Genomic DNA, 16,946 nt, shown 5'->3' on the forward strand with positions numbered 1-16,946 from the left:
CGATCAGCAGCAGCAGCGGCAGAAGCACGAACAGCGCCGTCACCGCCACGCCGACGTCCAGGCTCCGCTTGGCCGCCCAGTCCAGACGCAGGCCGCCAACCACGAAGGGCGTCTGCGGAAGGACGGTTCCCGCCACAACTTCCGCCGCCTCGCTTACCTGCTCGATCACCTCATTCTTACGCTGCGTTGCAACAAATTCGGAGGCGGTGGGAGGCTCTGCACGGGTCAGCACGGTCTCAGCTCCTTCGGTGAGGCCAATGGCGAGCGGTTAACGAATGGTTGTTGCACCGCTCATAACGCGCAAAAACAGTCTCTGCAACTCAATATATCGGGCCTTTACACCCTCTATAACCGGCCTGGTATACCTAATTTAGAGGATGAAAGCTGCGCAGTCGACGCAGCAAAACAACCCGCACGTACCCGCGCTAGGTAGTTTGTACTGAATTTTGCTCGGTATCTGATCCGATGATCAGTTATGTCCGAGTAATGAGGCGCTCATTGTGAACCGAAGCCGCCAGAGCGCGCGCGGTTCAGAGCCGGCCCCCATGACATATCGAAGACGTCGACCCCGACGTTTTTGCACAGCACCAAACCCAAGAACGATCGAAGGTCCGAAACCGTTTCAAAATAAGATGCGACGGTCGGCGCCCGCCGTCGCGGCGAGCGGGGCCGGCTTCTCGGCAGCCGGCGACTGAGACCGCGGTGCCGGCACTGGGCGCCCTCTAACGGGAGCGATGCGTCGCCCCGGACTGACCGCGTCGAACGCCCCCGCCGCCTACGGCCGTTGACGCATTCGTGACCGGTTACCCGAGCCGCAAGGGCGCTGCGGTCGCGCGATATCGAGCGACACCGGAAGGCGTTGCCGGCCCCGGAGCCCCATCGACCCCGTGGGCCTGCGTGTCGGCGGCAACGACGGTGTCGTGTCCGCGCGCGTGCACCGGCCGATGCCGCGCACAGCACCTGTCGCCTCTTCGCCCGGCCGACCGATCACGGAGTCTCGCGGAGCCTCGTCGCCAGCTCGACTGCGACGGATGTACCCGGCGCCACGTCCGCGGCTCGAAGACGTCACCTGACCGATCAGATCATCGCGGCCTTCGCTCCGATCCGGTGCCCTGCGTCGGAGCACTCGGATACGTGCGCCCGGATGTACGGCGCAAGGTCGGAGCCGAACTAGCGTTCGAGAAGGTGACGGCGCACGGCACGCGCGGTGGCGACCGAGACCCGCACATTGGACTCCTGGGTCACGCCGGCGATGTGCGGCGTCAGGATCAGGTTCGGCACGTCGGCGAACACGGCGCCCGCTTGCGCATCGAGCGGCTCGCGGTCGAACACGTCGAGCGCGGCCCCGCCCAGATGGCCGGAGCGCAGCGCCGCCACCACGGCCGCGCCGTCCACGACTTCACCCCTCGCCGCGTTGATCAGGATCGCGCCGCGCGGCATCCGGGTGAGGGCGTCCGCGTCGATCAGGCGGCGGGTCTCGGCGGTCAGCGGCACGTGCAGCGACAGGACATCGCTCCGCGCGATCAGCGCATCGAGGGCGAGGTTCCGCACGGGACCGTGCGGCGGGTTCCAGGCTGGATCGTCGGCCGCCAGGAACGGGTCGTGCGCGGAGATCGCCATGCCGAACGCGGCGGCGCGGCGTGCCGTCTGGCGAGCGATGGCACCAAATCCAACGAGGCCGAGCCGTTTGCCGCCGATCTCCCTTCCCATCAGGGCGTTGCGCGGCCACGTGCCCGCCGCGACGCGGGCGGTCGCCCCGTAGGCCCCGCGCAGGAGCACCAGCGCCGCCGCGACGACGTACTCGGCCACCGCGTCGTCATTCGCCCCGGTGGCCGGGTAGACCGCGATGCCACGGGCCGTGCAAGCCGCGACGTCGATGTTGTCGAGGCCGACGCCGAGGCGACCGATCACCTTGAGCCCCGGTGCGGCTGCGAGCAGGTCGACGCGAACCTGCGTCCGGTTGCGCACGATCAGCGCGTCGGCATCCGCAACGGCCAGTAGCAGCGCCTCGGGACGGTCCGCCAGGGCGGGATCGTAGACGGTGTCGAAGCCGCGGAGGTCGGCGGCGATGGCCGCCTCGTCCATGAACTCGCTGATAACGACCTTCGGCATGCGTCGAATCCTTGTTCTGGTCACCGGCGCCCGGCCAGCCGGGATCCGGAGGCGGGCAGGGCGGTGAGATCCGGCCCTTGCACGGCCCGCCCGTCGCTGCGACCGGGTAACCGCTCCGTCATAGGACCGGAACACGCGGCGGGAAACGCGAACGCGCGATGGGCCGATCCAGCCCACTGCGCGCGCAGCGTCCGGATACGCCCGGAAACGGTCGTCGCCGCGTCGCGCGCGAAGCGGGGCGAGGCTGTGGACCGATCCGTGCGCCGGCACCGCCTGCAATCCTCGAAGGTCTCCGGATCATCGCCGTTACGGTCTGGCAGAGCGTCCATCCGCTCTCGCAGGTCGCCGCCGTGCATCGGGACGGTCCGAACAGCGATCGCGCCGTGGCCCGGAGCGCGAGCCCGTGCTTCGCCGGCGGGATCGCCCTCACGACGCTGTCGCGTCACTGATGGTGACCGCACGGCACCGCCGCGGGCGATGCGCCCGATCCGCGCCTGACGATCGGATCTGACCGGATGGCGTCGGGAGCGTCCTCGATCCCACGGGACGGCGCTTGGCGGCAGCAGTCGCCCCGACGCCCGGCGATGGCCGCGACCAGCACTCCCGATCCGGTAGCCGGCCCACGCAGGCCACCGACCCGAAATTCCTGGCCGGCATCGGGACCGCCGAAGTGGTACGCCCGGTGGTGGCCTTGCTCTCGGGCGACCTCTCGGCGGCCATCCCGCAACTCGGTATGCGGACGGAGACCGGCGCCATCGCTTCCGCGGTGCAGGTGTTCAGGATCGGACCGATCCAGATGAAAGCCCTCGCAGTCCAGACCGCGCGAGTACGCTGCGTGGTCGAGGCGGCCGGAGCTGCCGCGAATGAGGTGCTGGGCACGGACATCGAGGTCGGGCGCTTTGCGGCCACCGTAAAGCAGCCTGACCGGCCGAATGGCCCACTCCGACGTCGAACGCCCCGGAACCGACGCATCCACGCGCCGATGTAGGGGTCGTCGCCCTCCTGCCGCATGACACGCCTGGGATCGCGGATCAAAAGGTGTGCCGGGACACGCCGGCCGGCAAAGCTTGGGCTTACATCAGGGTCACACCGCGAACACAGTCGCGGACCTGATGGAGACTTCCCATGACACTCACCGCTCGCCTCTCGCTCGCCGCCGCCGTTGCCGCCGTTACCGTCGCGGTTCTGGCGGGGACTTTCGTGGAGGCGCTGGATCGCGCCCTGCCCATGCACTTCGTTTGACCGCCGCGGTTCGGATTCAACGCCGAAGCGGAGCGAAGGCTAAGGGGGTGGGCGATGCGCGACGTGATGTATGCAATCCTCGGGGGTGCGTTCCGGGTCGCCGATGTGCTGGATGATTGGATCGCCGAGACCGTCCGCGGCTACGGCGCTGCCGCACCCTTCGTATCCGCGACGGCACCCTCCACCGTGGACGCCGAAGCGCCGACGATCCGGTAGGCGGACGTGCGGCCGGATCAGCGCTTCTGAGAGTTCGGAGCCGCTTGGTCGGTCTGCGGCTCCATCTTGGTGGAATCGGGCTTGGTCGGCGTGTTGTTCTGCGCCTGCTTGTCGTCGCAGGCGGCAAGCGCGACGAGCATGATTCCCAGGAGGGCGATCCATTTCGTGGCCGGCATCGTTCCCTCAGCGATCGATTGAGTTGAAGCGAGAATCGCCGCCTGCCGACGAGCGTTCCGCCGGGTCCCGGGCGGCTGCGAACCCGACCGGTGTGATTCGACAGTGTCGCGCAGGAAAAGGCCCTGCCGTCGCTGGGATAAGCCTCGCGCCGCCGCGTCCGGACATCGCGGGGAAACACCCGAGCCGCAGGCCCGGGTGCCCTGTCTCGGTCGTGCCTGGAGCGCGCGCTCAGCGACCGCCCGGTCCGGGCTTCGAGCCGGACCCCGCGTCGTTGGCGCCGGTGCTATTGGTGGTCCCGGAGCGGCTCATGTTGCCGGTGGTCGGCCCGCTGCCCGCTGCGCCGGGGCTGGCACCGGAACCGGCGTCGTTGGGACCGGTCTTGTCGGCCGTGCCCGAACGGCTGGTCGCGCCGGATCCGCTCTCGGCCGCCAGGGCGGGGCTGGCGGCGAGCACAGTGGCTGCCGCGAGCACGATGAGCTTCTTGGTGAGCGTCATGGCGTATCTCCCTCGTGTGCCGGCCGTCGGGCCGAAGGCGCCGCGTCCGGTCCGACGGGGAACCCCTCGCCGGAGCGGCTGTTCCTCGGTCCGCATCATGGGCGACGCGGGCGGACCTCCGGCATGCCGTTCCTGATCGCGTTGATCGCCGCCGCGACCGCGATCCTCAACACCGTCCAGGCTGGCGCGAACGCGCGCCTGAACAAGTCTCCAGGCCCGCCGATCCGGGCAGCCCTGATCGTGACCGGCACCAGGGCCCTGATGCGCCTCCTGGCCGTACCCGTCCTCAGAATCAGCTGACTTGGCCGGGGGCGCCCGGGCGTGCCCGGACGGGCTTGGCTCGGTAGCGCCAGAGGACCGCCTGCGTCCTGACGATGATCCCGTGAGCCAGCGCAGCGGCGACGCGCTGGCCGCCGGTATCGCCGTCACAGCCATCGTCGTGGCCCGCGTGGGTGCTCGACCCTTACGGCCGGTTGGGTTTCGCGCAGCACACCGCCGGATCCTGGCAGATCCTCGATGGCCTCCTCATGGGTCGGCGGCGGGGCGCTGATCTCGCACTTCCGAGACCGGCTCACGACGCGGTCGGCTCGGCGCCCCCGTCGGTTGCCGCCGCCGAAGTCTCGTGGGCTTCCGCATCGGGAATCTGATAACCGCGCTCCCAGGTCCGGTGAGCATCCGACCCCTCAGGATAGGGGTTCGCGGTGATCGGATCGCCGCGTTCTCGTGCGTGGCGGCCCTCGGCGCTGACCGTGGTGGGCGAGTGAGACGTCGGCATCACGGCCAATCCTCCAGCTCCGTGTTCCTGTCCGCATACCGTTCCGCCCCCGGGACGGGTCGGAGCCTGCTCGACCGCCGGCTGGGAACCGGCTCCGGACACCCGCCACTCCCGGCGGCCTGCGTGGCCGGCGCCGATCGGCCCGCCGCTCAAAGACCAGGAAGCGGGTTTCGCCCCCTGGCTATCGAGGGTGAACCCGTCGGCGATAGAGGCTGCACCTGAAGCGGCTGGCAGATTCGCAGCCGCATGCCGCCGCCCGTCAGTGGGACCGGTCGGTCCGGTCCGGGGCCTGGCCCTTGGTGCTGTGCCTATGATGGCTGTCACGCTCACCGCCCCCGCCGGAGACGTGGGATTTCGTGTCGTTGGTCGGGCTGCCCGGCGCCGGACCGTGGTGCTCCTCGGACTGCGGCTTCGAGGCATCCTGATGGGAACTGCCCGGGCCGCCGTGATGACGATCGGCGGCGGGCGTCTTCTTCGAAGTGCTCATTCCGATCCTGCTGTAATGCGATCCGCTTTCCAAAGATGCCTCGTCCCCGTCGACTCGAAGCCGATGCCGCCCGGCGGACGGTCGAACGCGCACGACGGGTGCATGCTCGGCCAACCCGGAGACTTCATCGCAGTTCCGGAGAGCCGCCAAGGCCTGATCCGGGCCAGCGCAACGCGCGCTCAACGTCCAGTGTAGCCCGACGCGGCCGCGGCCTCCTTCAGTCGCGCGAAGGCGGTGGCGTAGCGCTCCCGCAGGAAGGCGGCGTTGTCCGGAATCCGGGACGGACAGAGATTGTCCTCGGTGTCGGACATTTTCACCAGCAAGGCCGCAAGGTCTCCGGATCCGATCAATGTGGTGATCCGCTCCGAGTAGGCCGTCCTGGCTGCCGGCTTGGTGAGCAGGGTCACGGTCCGCACCACCTCCGCGGAGAAACCAGCGGCGCGCAGGTCACCGGCGGTCCGCGGTGTGTCCTCAAGCACATCGTGAAGGAGGGCCGCCTGCATCACTCGCATGGGGTCGATGTCGAGCCCGTCGATGAGTCGGGCATGGCCGGCCCGGGCCAAAGCGGCGTTCGCGACGCGCTCCAGATGGCGCATGCAGGGTTCGCCGCCCTTGTCGATCTGGCCCGCATGCGCCGTGAGGGCGAAGGTATGAGCATCGAAGATCGTCGACACGCGACCCTCCCGTGGATTGTGTCGACGCGGGACGGCGCCCCACCGACCCCGGGTCTCGATCAAGCATTCCGGAGCGGCGACGTTCCCGATCGGCGGGCCGGCAGCGCGGTTCCGGACCAGGGCAATGGCGCCGGCGTCCCACGTTTTGAGGATGACGGATTTTACCGATCCGTCAGACCGTTATCACTGGCAGAACTATTGCCCAGTTCATGTGCCATCGCCATTTGCTGTCTCATAAACGGACAAGCGGCGACTCGCAGTCCAGGATTGAGCCAATGGCGTCCGTTACAGTAGAGAAGCCGCTCGATGTCGGTGGGCCGATCAGCCGCCGCGCCGCCGCCCTGGCCAACGCCAAGTGGTTCCGTGCCCTGGCGTGGCGAACCCTGCGCGACGGCGGTCCGCGGGCCGAACTCCGCGCAGCGAACGCGCGTGCGGCAGCCCGCATCGTCCTGAAACAGGCCAAGCGGGAAGCCCTCGTCGCCCGCATGGCGCGCGAGGCGCTCGGGACAGACGCCTAACGGGCGCGGCTCGGTCGCGGCCGACCCGTCAACCCTTCCCGCGCGCCGCGGAGACCTGCAGCTCCCGCACCGATGCAGGCTGTCGAGCCCGCGCGGACAACGTGGTCGCCAGGGGCGGCATCGACCAGCCCCCGGCGGATAGGCGGTGTGGCTCGCGGATCAGCGCTTGAACTTGCCGTCGTACTTGAACTCGGGGGCCGACTTGAGCTGGTCCTTGGTGGCGCCGATGATCGCCTTCCACTTCTTGGCGTCGGCGTCGTAGCCAAGGGCGATGGAGGACGGCGACACGGCGACGTAGCGCTCGCCCATCCCGAGGAAGCCACCCACCGAGACGATGTAGCCGGTGAGCTTCTCGTGGTCGATCACGAGGTCCTTGATCTCGCCGACGCTGTTGTTCTGCGCATCGGTGATGTTGAGCCCGATCAGGTTGTAGCTCAGCACGGCATCCTGCGGGACGGACTCGAACTTCGGCGCGACGGTCGGCGGGGTCGCCTCGTTGGCGGCGAGGGCGGGGCCGGCGAGGGCTGCGGCGGCGAGGGTGGCGATGACGAGGCGGCGCATGGTGATCTCCAGTGTCCCGAATGGGTGGCAGGTAAGCCCCGTCGTTCGGCATCGTTCCGGCTTCTGGCAGAAATGTTAATGCGCGGAACATGGAACGTTTGCACGGATCGGCGGACGGGGGGGCCAGGTGCGCGCCGACCCGGCTCGACCACCGTACTGCCCGGCAGCCAGGACAGATCGTCCGAGCCGCGGGCCGGCGTCCCTGGCCGATGCGAGCCTCCGGGCGCATGGACCTCCGGACGTTGACGGGGAGGAGCGGGTGACGGACGGATCGGGCATGACGGCGGCGGCGCGCGCAGGCGCTCCCGGCGCCTGGATCGACGGCCTGATCGGCGTCTCCATCTTCAGCGCCTCGCTGGTCGCCACGCGCCTCGCGCTGACCGGCATGGATGCGCTGTTCCTCAGCACGGCGCGGGCCGCGCTGGCGGGTCTCGCCGGGGCGGCCGCCCTGCTGGTCTTCCGGCAGCGGCGGCCGCGCGGGAGCGACTTCCGGGCGCTGGCCATCGTGGCGGCGGGTGTCGTGGTCGGTTTCCCGCTGCTTACGGCGCTCGCCTTGCGCACGGTGAGCGCGGCGCACGGGACCGTCTTCGTCGGGCTTCTTCCCCTCGCCACGGCCGTGTTCGGCGCCTTGCGCTCAGGAGAGCGTCCGTCGCTGGCCTTCTGGCTGCTGTCGCTCTGCGGCGCGCTGGTCACCGTCGCGTTCGCCGCCCGCGGCCTCGACGGCCAGCCCGGCCCCGGGGACGCCTTGATGCTCGCGGCGATCCTGGCGTGCGGCCTCGGCTACGCGGAGGGCGGTGTCCTGGCACGGCGGCTCGGAGGATGGCAGGTCATCGCCTGGGCGACCGTTCTGTCGCTGCCGGTCAGCCTGCCGCTGGCCTTGGCGCTGGCGCCCTCCGACCCCGCCGCGATCCCGATGCCGGCCTGGGCCGGCCTCGCCTACGTCGCCCTGTTCAGCATGCTGATCGGCTTCGTGTTCTGGTACCGGGCGCTGGCGCGGGGCGGGATCGCGGCGATCGGTCAGTTGCAGCTGCTGCAGCCGTTCCTCGGGCTCGGCGTCGCCGCCCTCGTGCTCGGCGAGCACATCGAGCCGGCGATGATCGGCGCCGCCGTCGCGGTCGCCGCCTGCGTCGCGCTCGCCCGGCGCTTCGCCTGACCGCGGAGGCCGGGAAGCCTCAGCTCGACTTGGCCACAACCTCGATGTCGCGATCGAGGCCGCTCTCGACCTTGAACTCGCGGGTGTAGACCTGCCCGTCGTGCCGGGCGATCAGCACGTAGTCACCCTCGGCGAGGGTCACCTGCGGGAACGCCCCGATCGCTTCGCGGATCGTGTCACCGCCGGGGGTCAGCACCGAGAAGGCGGTCCCCGCGAAGGCCTCCGCCCCGGGGGCGGCCACCAGCTTCAGGGTCACCGTGGCGGCGCGGTGGTTCAGGGTCGCCTCCGTCACCTTACCGTTCTCGACGCGGAGATCCGCGCGCTGGATCGCGTTCGACTCTCCGTAGGTCGAGACCACGTGGTAGGTCCCCTCGGGCAGGCGCAGGATCTCGCCGGTCTTGATCCCGGTGCGCACGAGGCGGCCCTCGGAATTGGTGCCCACGGGCACGAAGACCGAGAACGTCACCTGCGCGGGCGCGATCTTCTGGTCGCCCACGGCCCCCGACAGCTTGAGAGCACCGGCCGCGACGCGCAGCGTGTCGGTGGCCGGCTGCCCCCCCATCACGATCCGCTTCGAAGCGCTGGCGAAGCCGTACGTGACCGTCGCCACGTAGGTCCCGGGCGCGAGGGTGAAATGAGGTTCCGCCTCGACGGATCGGGCGATGATCGACGGTCGGGTGCCGTCGCCGCGATCCTCGTAGATCCGCCACGCCAGCCCCTGCCGCAGGGGCACGCCGGGTCCCGCCAGGAGGGCCGACAGGGAGAGTTGCGCCTCCGGCTCGGCGGGTGGCATGGCGGGCGGCAGGTTCGGACTGGTGATCGAGGGCGAGGGCAGGGGACCGCCGAGGCGGTTCTGGAACAGCTCCTGCGCGGGCGAGAGGCCGGGCAGCAGGACCGTGACGAGACCGGCCAACGTCGTCGCGGCAAGCCCCTTGCGCATCCCTCGAACCCTCCACATCCTCGCGGCGACGCGAAGCACCGGCCGCGCCGCGGATCCGCGCACGGTCGTACCGGCCTGAGGCGGATCGTCGGCCCTGCCTGTGCATCCGGACCGTGGCGGCGGCAAGGCCGCCCGTCCACGCCGCCTGCCCAGGCCGCACTTCCACCTGCGCCCCGCGCATGCCACATCCCGCTAGAACCCGATGCCGGGATGGAGCGCATGATCGCCACCCTCGACCTCCTGAAGACCCGCCGTTCGGTGCCGCCGCCGCTGCTCGACGGCCCAGGACCGGACCGCGCGCAGATCGAAGCGATCCTGACGGTGGCCTCCCGCGTGCCCGACCACGGCAAGCTTGCACCCTGGCGCTTCATCGTGATCACCGGCGAGGCGCGGGCGCGGATCGGCGAGACCATCGCGGCGACCTTCGCGGCGGACAATCCGGACGCGTCGTCCGACCGCCTCGCTCAGGAGCGCGGCCGGCTGAGCCACGCCCCCGTCGCCATCGCGGTGGTGTCGCGGGCGGGGCCGCACGTGAAGATCCCCGAATGGGAGCAGGTGCTCTCGGTCGGGGCCGCCGCCATGAACCTCGTGATCGCCGCCAATGCCGCGGGCTTCGCGACCTCTTGGTTGACGGAATGGTTCGCCTACGACCGCCGGGTGCTCGACGCGCTGGGGCTCGCGCCGACCGAGAAGCTCGCGGGCTTCATCCATATCGGCCGGGCGCGCGAGATACCGTCCGACCGGCCGCGCCCGGCGCTGGACGAGATCGTCACCTTCCTCTGAAAGGGTTCCCGGCCGTGCACTACGATCTCGACGTGCCGCGCGAGGCGCGCGCCCTCCCGCACAACCCGCTGAAGGCGATCGTGGCGCCGCGCCCGATCGGCTGGATCAGCGCCATGAGCCGCGAGGGCAAGCTCAACCTCGCGCCCTACTCGTTCTTCAACGCCGTGGCCGACGACATGGTCGCCTTCTCGTCCTCCGGCCGCAAGGACGCGATGACCTTCGCCGAGGAGGGGGCGGAGTTCGTCTGCAGCCTCGCCACCTGGGACCTGCGCGACGGGATGAACGACAGCTCGGCGCCGCTGCCGCGGGGTCAGAGCGAGTTCGCCTTCGCCAAGCTTGAGACCGCCCCCTCGCGCAAGGTGCGCCCGCCCCGGGTGGCGGCCTCGCCGGCGGCCCTGGAATGTCGCTGGCTGCAGACCGTGCCGCTGGTGCCCCTCGGTGGCGGTGAGCCGGACAACTTCCTGGTGATCGGACAGGTGGTGTCAATTTACGTCGACGAGCGTTTCGTCACGGACGGCATGGTCGACACCGCGGCGATGCATCCGATCATGCGCGGCGGATACTTCGACTATTTCCATGCCACCGCGGAGACGCGGTTCCAGATGCGCCGCCCCAAGGGGGCGGGCGAGTTCACCGGGTCCTGAACCTGGACCAAGCCGGCCGAAGCCGATTGAGGACTTATTTACCATAGCGGGCGCAGGTTCGGGTGGTCTTCAGCCCCCTTGCGCGCCCCGCGGATGTTCCTGTTCACGACTCCCTCCAGCCCCCCCGATGCCCCGCCCCAGGCGCGGGTGCAGCCTGGGACGGCCGCCTCCGGGCCGGTGGTCCAGGCGATCCGCGAGGGGGCGGTGGCGAGCGGCGTCGGCTTCGATTACCTGCTCGCGACGGCCCGGCGGGAATCGGCCCTCGACCCCGCCGCGAAGGCGGGAACATCGTCGGCGACCGGCCTCTTCCAGTTCATCGAGCAGACTTGGCTGGGCGTCATGAAGAACGCCGGGCCGCGGCTCGGCCTCCAGGCGCAGGCCGATGCCATCACCCGCCAGTCGGACGGCACCTACGCGGTCCCCGACGCGGGGCAGCGGCAGGCGATCCTCGACCTGCGCCGGGATCCCAAGGTTTCCGCCACACTGGCCGGCGCCCTGACCCAAAAGAACGCTGAGGCCCTCTCCGGGGCGCTCGGCCGCGAGCCGACCCCGGGCGACCTCTACGCGGCGCACGTGCTGGGTGCGAAGGGCGCCGCCGCCCTGATCTCGACGGCCCGCGCCTTCCCCGAACGCGCCGCCGCCCTCGATCTTCCCGACGCGGCCGCAGCCAACCGCGCCCTGTTCTACGACCGGGCGGGCCGGCCGCGCAGCGCCGCCGAACTCTACGCCAGCCTCGCGGCAGCCGCGCAGGGGACGACCGCCACCGACCTCACCGGTCTGCGCCAAGACGGCGCTGCGGTGCCGCAGGCGGTCTCGGCCTATGCCAACACGGCGACGGCCTTCGGGGGTACCGGCGACCTGCGCAGCCTGTTCCAGACGGACCAGCGCGGAACGGCCTCGGATGCCGCGGCGCGCCTCTGGCAGGCCCGGAACGCAGCCCAGCCGGCCGCGCACGCCGCGCCGACCTACTTCCCGCGCTCCGCCTCCGAACCGACGTCCGGCAACGCTCCGGATCCGGTGACGACGGGCGCTCTCCCCACGGCCGCAGCGACTCCGCCCGGGGCAGCCCTCGCCAACCCGCCGCTGCCGCCCCGCCGCCCGTCCGAATTCGCCGCGGCGCCCGCGACGGCGGGCGTCAGGAACAGCCTGTTCACACCCCGGAGCGGTCCATGATCATCCGCGAGTTCCTGGCCTTCACGCAGAACGCATCGGCGAGCCGACGCGCCGAAGCCAGCGCCGCCCTGGCGCGGGCCTATCTTTACAGTGGCCTCACCGCGGACGACGCCTGGGAGGCCAAAACGGCGCTGCTGGCCCTCCTCGACGATCCCTCGCCGGTGGTCCGCCGGGCACTCGCCGAGGCCTGCGCGGCCTCGGCACGGACCCCGCGTCCCCTGGTGGTGGCCCTGTCCTGCGATGCTCCCGAAGTCGCGCGGGTCGTGCTGGCGCGCTCACCCGTGCTCACCGATGCGGATCTGGTCGATGCCGCCGCGCTCGGCGACGAGACGACGCGCGCCGTCATCGCCGGGCGCCATCATCTGTCGCACGCGGTGTCGGGGGCCTTGGCCGAGATCGGCGATCTGGAAACGCTGGTGGTGCTGGCGAAGAACCCCACGGCGAAGATCACCGCCGGCCGGATGCTGCGCATGGTCGAGCGCTGCGGCGCCGAAGCTCCCCTGCGCGAGGCGCTGCTGGCCCGCGCCGACCTGCCGCCGGAAGTCCATCACGCGATCGGGCTCGCGGTGGCGCGGGCATTGTCCGACTTCGTCACGCGCCGCGGCTGGCTCGGCGCCGAGCGCTGCGACCGGATGAGCCGGGAGACCGGCGAGCGCGTGGCGCTGGAGGCCTGCGCGGGTTTCGGCGCGGCCGGCGTGGCCCGGCTCGTGACCCATCTCCGCACGTCCCGCCAGCTCACCGCCGGCCTGATCCTGCGCGCCGTCCTGTCCGGCCGGACCGACTTCGCCCTGGCGGCCCTCGCCGACCTGTCCGGCCAGGATCATGCCGCGGTCGCACGCGCGATGCGCGACACTCGGACCTTCGCCGACGTGCACGCCCGGGCCGGTCTGCCGCCCGCGCTCCTGCCGGCCATGCAGGCGGCTCTCTCCGCTTGGCAGGACGTCGCCTGCCGAGGGACTTCCATCCGCGGCGTCGGCCTGTCGCGGCGGATCATCGAGTGCGCCATTACGGCCTGCGGCGCGCTGCCGGATGCGGATATGCAGCCGGTCCTCGCGCTGCTGAACCGCTACGAAGCCGAGGCCGCCCGCGACGAGGCCCGGGAGGTGGCGCGACGCATCGCGGCCGAGGCCTTGGCCCGTGAAACAGCCCGGCGCGACGCCCACGCCGCGGATGCCGCCTGGCGCTCAGCCCTCGAAAGCCAGCGCAGGACCGCCTTCGAGGCTCCGGCCAGCGCGGCGGAGACGGTCGCACTGGTCGAGGACCGGACCGGTCCCGCGGCGGACACGCACAACCCGGTCGGCGCCATCCTCGACGCGCTGCCGGAACAGATCCTGGCTTGGTACCGGACCGACGAGCGACCGGTCGACCCGGAAGAGCAGGCGGCCACCGACGCGGTGCTCGACGGCCTCGGCGAGAGCTTGCTGGACCATTTCCGCGCCAGCCGCAGCTTGGTCGCGCCGGTGCTTGAGGAGATCGGCGCGGACGCCAAGGCGGCTCGGATCGCGGCCTGATCGCGGTGCGGCCGGATCCCTGACGGGTCGGGGCCATCCCGCAGGTCGGCTGCGTGTCGACGGCGCGGGGACGGACCGGGGGCATGTCGGGGACGCGTGGCGCGGCATCCCGACGTTCTGTGCGAGCGAAACCGGCCGCCGGTGCCGCGATGAGGGGCTTCGGCGCTGACCGGGTTTTCCTTGCGACACCCGCCGCGATGGCGGGGGTCGAACCGCTACTCGGCCGCCCGTTGCAGATCCGCCCGTTGCAGATCCGCCGGTTGCGCGCCGGCCTCGTTCAGGCCGTGTCGCGCGATGCTGCTCTCCAGCCGGAGCGCCGCGTTGATCAGGGCCATGTGGGAGAATCCCTGCGGCGTGTTCCCGCGCTGCTCCCCGGTGACGGGGTCGATTTCCTCGGCGAAGAGGCCGACATCGTTGCCGCGGGCGATGAGCCGCTCGAAGGTGGCCTTGGCCTCGCCGGTCCGCCCATCGAGGGCGAGGCAACCGACCCGCCAGAAGGCACAGGCCGTGAAGGTGCCCTCGTCGCCGAGCAGGCCGTCTTCCATGCGATAGCGGTAGATCAGGTCGCCGGCGCCGAGTTCCCGCTCGATGGCCGCGAGCGTCGAGCGGGTGCGCGGGTCGGAGGGGTCGAGCGCCGCGAACAGGGCGACCCGCAGAACCGCGGCGTCGAGGTGATGGGACTCGTAGGCTCCGGTGTAGGCCTGCTTCTGCGCGTTCCAGCCCTTGTCGAGATACTCCGCGCGGACCTCGGCGGCGACGCGCTCCCACTCGGCGATCTTCTCCTCCGGGACCCCCGAGATGTTGCGCGCGATCCGCGCCGCATCGGTGAGCGCCACCCAGATCATCCCCTTGGTGTGCACCTGCTGGCGGGGTCCGGTGCGCAGTTCCCAGATCCCGTGGTCCGCGTCATGCCGGTGCCGGATGGCGCGGGCCGTGAGGTTGTCGAGCACCTCGGGGAGGCGGTCGTTGACCTTCTCGGGCGGATCGTAGTCCACCGCCTCCAGGAAGACGCACAGCGCTCTCAGCAGCTCGCCGTAGATGTCGTGCTGGTCCTGGGCCTCCGCGATGTTGCCGATCACGACCGGCCCCACGCCGTTCCAGCCGGCGAGGTGGGAGAGCTCCTCCTCCGGCGGTATGCCGTCGGCGACCCCGTACATCAGCCGGGTCTCGCGCCCGTAGGTGCCGTCCCGCTCGCGCAGGAAGCGCAGGAATTCCGCAGCCTCGCGCACGTAGCCGAGCATCACGAAGGCGGTGACCGTGAAGGACGCGTCGCGCATCCAGGTGAAGCGGTAATCGTAGTTGCGGTTGCCCGGCACCGCCTCCGGCAGGCCCGCGGTCGCGGCCGCCACGATGCCGCCGGAGGGCGAGTAGGTCAGCAGCTTCAGGCAGAGGGCCGAGCGCATCACCGCGTCGCGGTAGGCGCCGCGGTAGGTGCAGCGGGCACTCCAGCGCCGCCAGTAATCGGCCGTCGCCTCCAGGCGGCTCTGGGCACCGCCGAAATCGTCAATGCAGGCATCCTCGTCGTCCTCGCCGTGAGTGAGGACGAGGTAGGCGGTCTCGCCCTCGGACAGGCGGAACGACACCTCGGCCGCATCGCCGACGAGATCCGGCTGCCGATGCGCGTTGACCCGCACGCGCCAGTCCCCGGCCTCGAACAGCACCGAGGCGCCCTCCGTGAGGGGCGTGCAGGACCGGCGCGCGTAGTCGAAGGTCGGACGAACCCGGAAGACCCCGCTGACGTGGCCACTCTCGCAGGTGAGAAGGCGGATCAGCCGGCTCTCGCCCTCTCCGTCCGGCCCCTCGTCGGGCTCCGGGCTCGGCGGATTGACCGGCATCACGTCGACGAGGCGCGCGCGCCCCGTCGAGGTGGTGAAGGTCGTCTCGAGGATGTTGGTCTCGCATACGTAACGCCGGTCCGTCTCGGCACCGTCGTCGAAGGCGATGCTGCAGGTGCCGCCCTTCTCGTCGTCGAGGAGCTTCACGAACAGGGCCGGTGAGTCGTGGCGAGGCCAGCACAGCCAGTCGATCGACCCGTCTCGGGCGATCAGCGCGCAGGAATGGGTGTCGCCGATGAGGGCGTAGTCGCTGATGGGTTTCGACACGGGGCTTCCGGATGGCGGCGTCGCCCGCTCCGTCGGGCAAGACCTGATCCGTGAGGTAGCCGGGCCGCGCCGGGCGGGGAGTCCGGCTCGACGATTCGCCGCAGGTCCGGTCAGGACCCGGGACGCGGCAGCATGCGGTCGCTGATGATCCGCCGCTGGATCTCGCTCGTACCCTCGAAGATTGTGGTCAGGCGGGCGTCCCGCCAGTAGCGCTCGACCCGGCGCTCGGTGGTGTAGCCGTTGCCCCCGTGCAGCTGCATGGCTTGGTTCGTGACGCGCACCGCCATCTCGGTGGCGAGAAGTTTCACCATGGCCGACTCGCTCTCCGCCGGCTCGCCCTGATCCAGGAGGTGGGCGACCTGGTGCCAGTAGGCCCGCGCCTGGGCGACTTCGGCGGCCATGTCGGCCAGGGCGAAGCGCAGCGCCTGGAAGTCGCCGATCGGATGACCGAACTGGACCCGCTCCTGTAGATACGCCTGGCTGTCCTCCACGGCCGCGCGCGCCACACCGACGGCCCGGGCCGCCGTGTGGACCCGGGCGATGTTGAGGCCCCGCTGGACGGAGGCGAACCCGCCGGCATCCGCGTCCGCCCCCTGGTCGCCGTAGAGCCCGGTGAGCCGGTCGCTCTCAGGTACTCGCACGCCGTCGAGCGTGAGCTCGAAGGTCTGGAAGCCGTGATAGCCGATCTTGTCGATCACCCGGCCGGTCATGCCGGTCGGGAAGCTGTCGCGCTCCTTGAGCACGAGGAACGGCTCCAGGCCGGCCGAGCGCGCCTCGCCGGGTTCCGGCTCGCGGGTGCGGGCGAGGACCTCGACGAAGTCCGCTCCCTTGGCGAAGCCCGCCCAGCGCTTGGTGCCGCTGAGCACCCAGTGCTCGCCATCCCGCACCGCGCGGGTCTGGACGCCGGCCAGATCCGAGCCGGCATTGGGCTCCGACAGGGAGATCGAGCCGATCCACGCACCGCGGGCCGAGCGCCGGAGCAGGTCGGAACGGCGCTCCGCGTCCAGAGTTTGCGTTCCCAGGCCTTGGCCCCGCGCCAGGATGCTCCCCACCGAGAGCCACGCCCGGGCCAGTTCCTCAGAGACCAGACAGTATTCGAACACCCCGAGCCCGAGGCCGCCATGCTCCGCCGGGATCGTGATGCCGAACCAGCCCTTCTCGGCCATGGCGTCGATGAGCGTGCGGGGCATCTCGGCCTTGTGGCGGTCGAGCTCATCCGCCAGGGGGAGCACCGTATCGCGGGCGAACGCCCGAGCCTCCGCCTGAAGGTCGGCCCGGGCGGGCGTGCGCCAGGGCGAGGTCAGCTCGGGCGGCTTCGGCGCGATCGGATCGTTCCGGCCCTCGGATCCGGTCATCGTTCCCCCTTGTCATGCGGCGTCATGC

Annotated in this window: 18 protein-coding genes and 1 pseudogene; 9 read left to right on the plus strand and 10 right to left on the minus strand. The window is 70.9% G+C overall.

Annotated elements, in window-relative coordinates:
- Window positions 1–232: pseudogene (locus MFF58_RS26020) on the minus strand (sugar transferase); the annotation flags it as partial.
- Window positions 233–1,170: 938 nt separating this feature from the next.
- Window positions 1,171–2,112, minus strand: coding sequence for an NAD(P)-dependent oxidoreductase (locus MFF58_RS26025; protein WP_238292151.1), 942 nt, complete (start codon window positions 2,110–2,112; stop codon window positions 1,171–1,173).
- 553 nt (window positions 2,113–2,665) lie between these two features.
- On the opposite strand from MFF58_RS26025, the gene MFF58_RS26030 reads away from it, so the two are divergent.
- A complete protein-coding gene (locus MFF58_RS26030) occupies window positions 2,666–3,100 on the plus strand; it encodes a hypothetical protein (RefSeq protein WP_238292153.1) in 435 nt (144 codons plus the stop codon).
- A 308-nt stretch (window positions 3,101–3,408) separates the two neighbouring features.
- Window positions 3,409–3,570, plus strand: coding sequence for a hypothetical protein (locus MFF58_RS26035; protein WP_238292155.1), 162 nt, complete (start codon window positions 3,409–3,411; stop codon window positions 3,568–3,570).
- Window positions 3,571–3,587: 17 nt separating this feature from the next.
- Here the strand turns inward: MFF58_RS26035 and MFF58_RS26040 are convergent, their stop codons facing one another.
- Both MFF58_RS26040 and MFF58_RS26045 read right to left on the minus strand, forming a co-directional pair.
- Entirely contained in the window at window positions 3,588–3,746 is a 159-nt protein-coding gene (locus tag MFF58_RS26040) for a hypothetical protein (RefSeq protein ID WP_238292157.1), read from the minus strand.
- A 229-nt stretch (window positions 3,747–3,975) separates the two neighbouring features.
- Entirely contained in the window at window positions 3,976–4,242 is a 267-nt protein-coding gene (locus MFF58_RS26045; protein ID WP_238292159.1) for a hypothetical protein, read from the minus strand.
- Window positions 4,243–4,365: 123 nt separating this feature from the next.
- Here MFF58_RS26045 and MFF58_RS26050 point away from each other — a divergent pair, with 123 nt between their 5' ends.
- Window positions 4,366–4,542, plus strand: coding sequence for a hypothetical protein (locus MFF58_RS26050; RefSeq protein ID WP_238292160.1), 177 nt, complete (start codon window positions 4,366–4,368; stop codon window positions 4,540–4,542).
- A 734-nt stretch (window positions 4,543–5,276) separates the two neighbouring features.
- Here the strand turns inward: MFF58_RS26050 and MFF58_RS26055 are convergent.
- Together MFF58_RS26055 and MFF58_RS26060 are read right to left on the minus strand one after the other, a co-directional pair.
- Window positions 5,277–5,504 (minus strand): hypothetical protein, encoded by a 228-nt coding sequence (locus MFF58_RS26055; protein WP_238292162.1) that lies wholly within the window; start codon window positions 5,502–5,504, stop codon window positions 5,277–5,279.
- A 179-nt stretch (window positions 5,505–5,683) separates the two neighbouring features.
- Window positions 5,684–6,178, minus strand: coding sequence for a phosphohydrolase (locus MFF58_RS26060; protein ID WP_238292164.1), 495 nt, complete (start codon window positions 6,176–6,178; stop codon window positions 5,684–5,686).
- A 275-nt stretch (window positions 6,179–6,453) separates the two neighbouring features.
- Between MFF58_RS26060 and MFF58_RS26065 the strand changes: the two genes are divergently transcribed.
- A complete protein-coding gene (locus MFF58_RS26065) occupies window positions 6,454–6,696 on the plus strand; it encodes a hypothetical protein (protein ID WP_238292166.1) in 243 nt (80 codons plus the stop codon).
- Between the two features lie 159 nt (window positions 6,697–6,855).
- Here MFF58_RS26065 and MFF58_RS26070 read toward each other — a convergent pair whose 3' ends face one another.
- Window positions 6,856–7,257, minus strand: a complete 402-nt coding sequence (locus MFF58_RS26070) for a PRC-barrel domain-containing protein (RefSeq protein WP_238292168.1) — start codon at window positions 7,255–7,257, stop codon at window positions 6,856–6,858.
- Between the two features lie 277 nt (window positions 7,258–7,534).
- Here MFF58_RS26070 and MFF58_RS26075 point away from each other — a divergent pair, with 277 nt between their 5' ends.
- Window positions 7,535–8,410: a DMT family transporter gene (locus MFF58_RS26075; protein WP_238292218.1), complete on the plus strand. Its 876-nt coding sequence runs from the start codon at window positions 7,535–7,537 to the stop codon at window positions 8,408–8,410.
- Between the two features lie 19 nt (window positions 8,411–8,429).
- Here the strand turns inward: MFF58_RS26075 and MFF58_RS26080 are convergent, their stop codons facing one another.
- Window positions 8,430–9,350 carry an RgsD C-terminal domain-containing protein gene (locus MFF58_RS26080; protein WP_238292170.1) on the minus strand — a complete coding sequence of 307 codons (921 nt, stop codon included), beginning with the start codon at window positions 9,348–9,350 and terminating at the stop codon, window positions 8,430–8,432.
- A 219-nt stretch (window positions 9,351–9,569) separates the two neighbouring features.
- Here MFF58_RS26080 and MFF58_RS26085 point away from each other — a divergent pair, with 219 nt between their 5' ends.
- The 4 genes from MFF58_RS26085 (at window position 9,570) to MFF58_RS26100 (ending at window position 13,461) form a co-directional block, all read left to right on the plus strand.
- Window positions 9,570–10,133, plus strand: a complete 564-nt coding sequence (locus MFF58_RS26085) for a nitroreductase family protein (protein WP_238292172.1) — start codon at window positions 9,570–9,572, stop codon at window positions 10,131–10,133.
- A 14-nt stretch (window positions 10,134–10,147) separates the two neighbouring features.
- Complete coding sequence (locus tag MFF58_RS26090) at window positions 10,148–10,777, plus strand: flavin reductase family protein (RefSeq protein WP_238292174.1); 630 nt, start codon at window positions 10,148–10,150, stop codon at window positions 10,775–10,777.
- Between the two features lie 93 nt (window positions 10,778–10,870).
- Window positions 10,871–11,950: a lysozyme family protein gene (locus MFF58_RS26095; protein WP_238292176.1), complete on the plus strand. Its 1,080-nt coding sequence runs from the start codon at window positions 10,871–10,873 to the stop codon at window positions 11,948–11,950.
- Window positions 11,947–13,461: a DUF2336 domain-containing protein gene (locus MFF58_RS26100; protein ID WP_238292178.1), complete on the plus strand. Its 1,515-nt coding sequence runs from the start codon at window positions 11,947–11,949 to the stop codon at window positions 13,459–13,461. The genes MFF58_RS26095 and MFF58_RS26100 overlap by 4 nt, the downstream gene beginning before the upstream one ends.
- 215 nt (window positions 13,462–13,676) lie before the next feature.
- Here the strand turns inward: MFF58_RS26100 and MFF58_RS26105 are convergent, their stop codons facing one another.
- Both MFF58_RS26105 and MFF58_RS26110 read right to left on the minus strand, forming a co-directional pair.
- On the minus strand, window positions 13,677–15,563 hold the full coding sequence (locus MFF58_RS26105; protein ID WP_238292180.1) for a glycoside hydrolase family 15 protein: 1,887 nt from the start codon (window positions 15,561–15,563) through the stop codon (window positions 13,677–13,679).
- Between the two features lie 110 nt (window positions 15,564–15,673).
- A complete protein-coding gene (locus tag MFF58_RS26110; protein ID WP_238292182.1) occupies window positions 15,674–16,918 on the minus strand; it encodes an acyl-CoA dehydrogenase family protein in 1,245 nt (414 codons plus the stop codon).
- Between the last annotated feature and the right edge of the window lie 28 nt (window positions 16,919–16,946).

Source organism: Methylobacterium longum, from assembly GCF_022179385.1.
Lineage (GTDB): Bacteria > Pseudomonadota > Alphaproteobacteria > Rhizobiales > Beijerinckiaceae > Methylobacterium > Methylobacterium longum.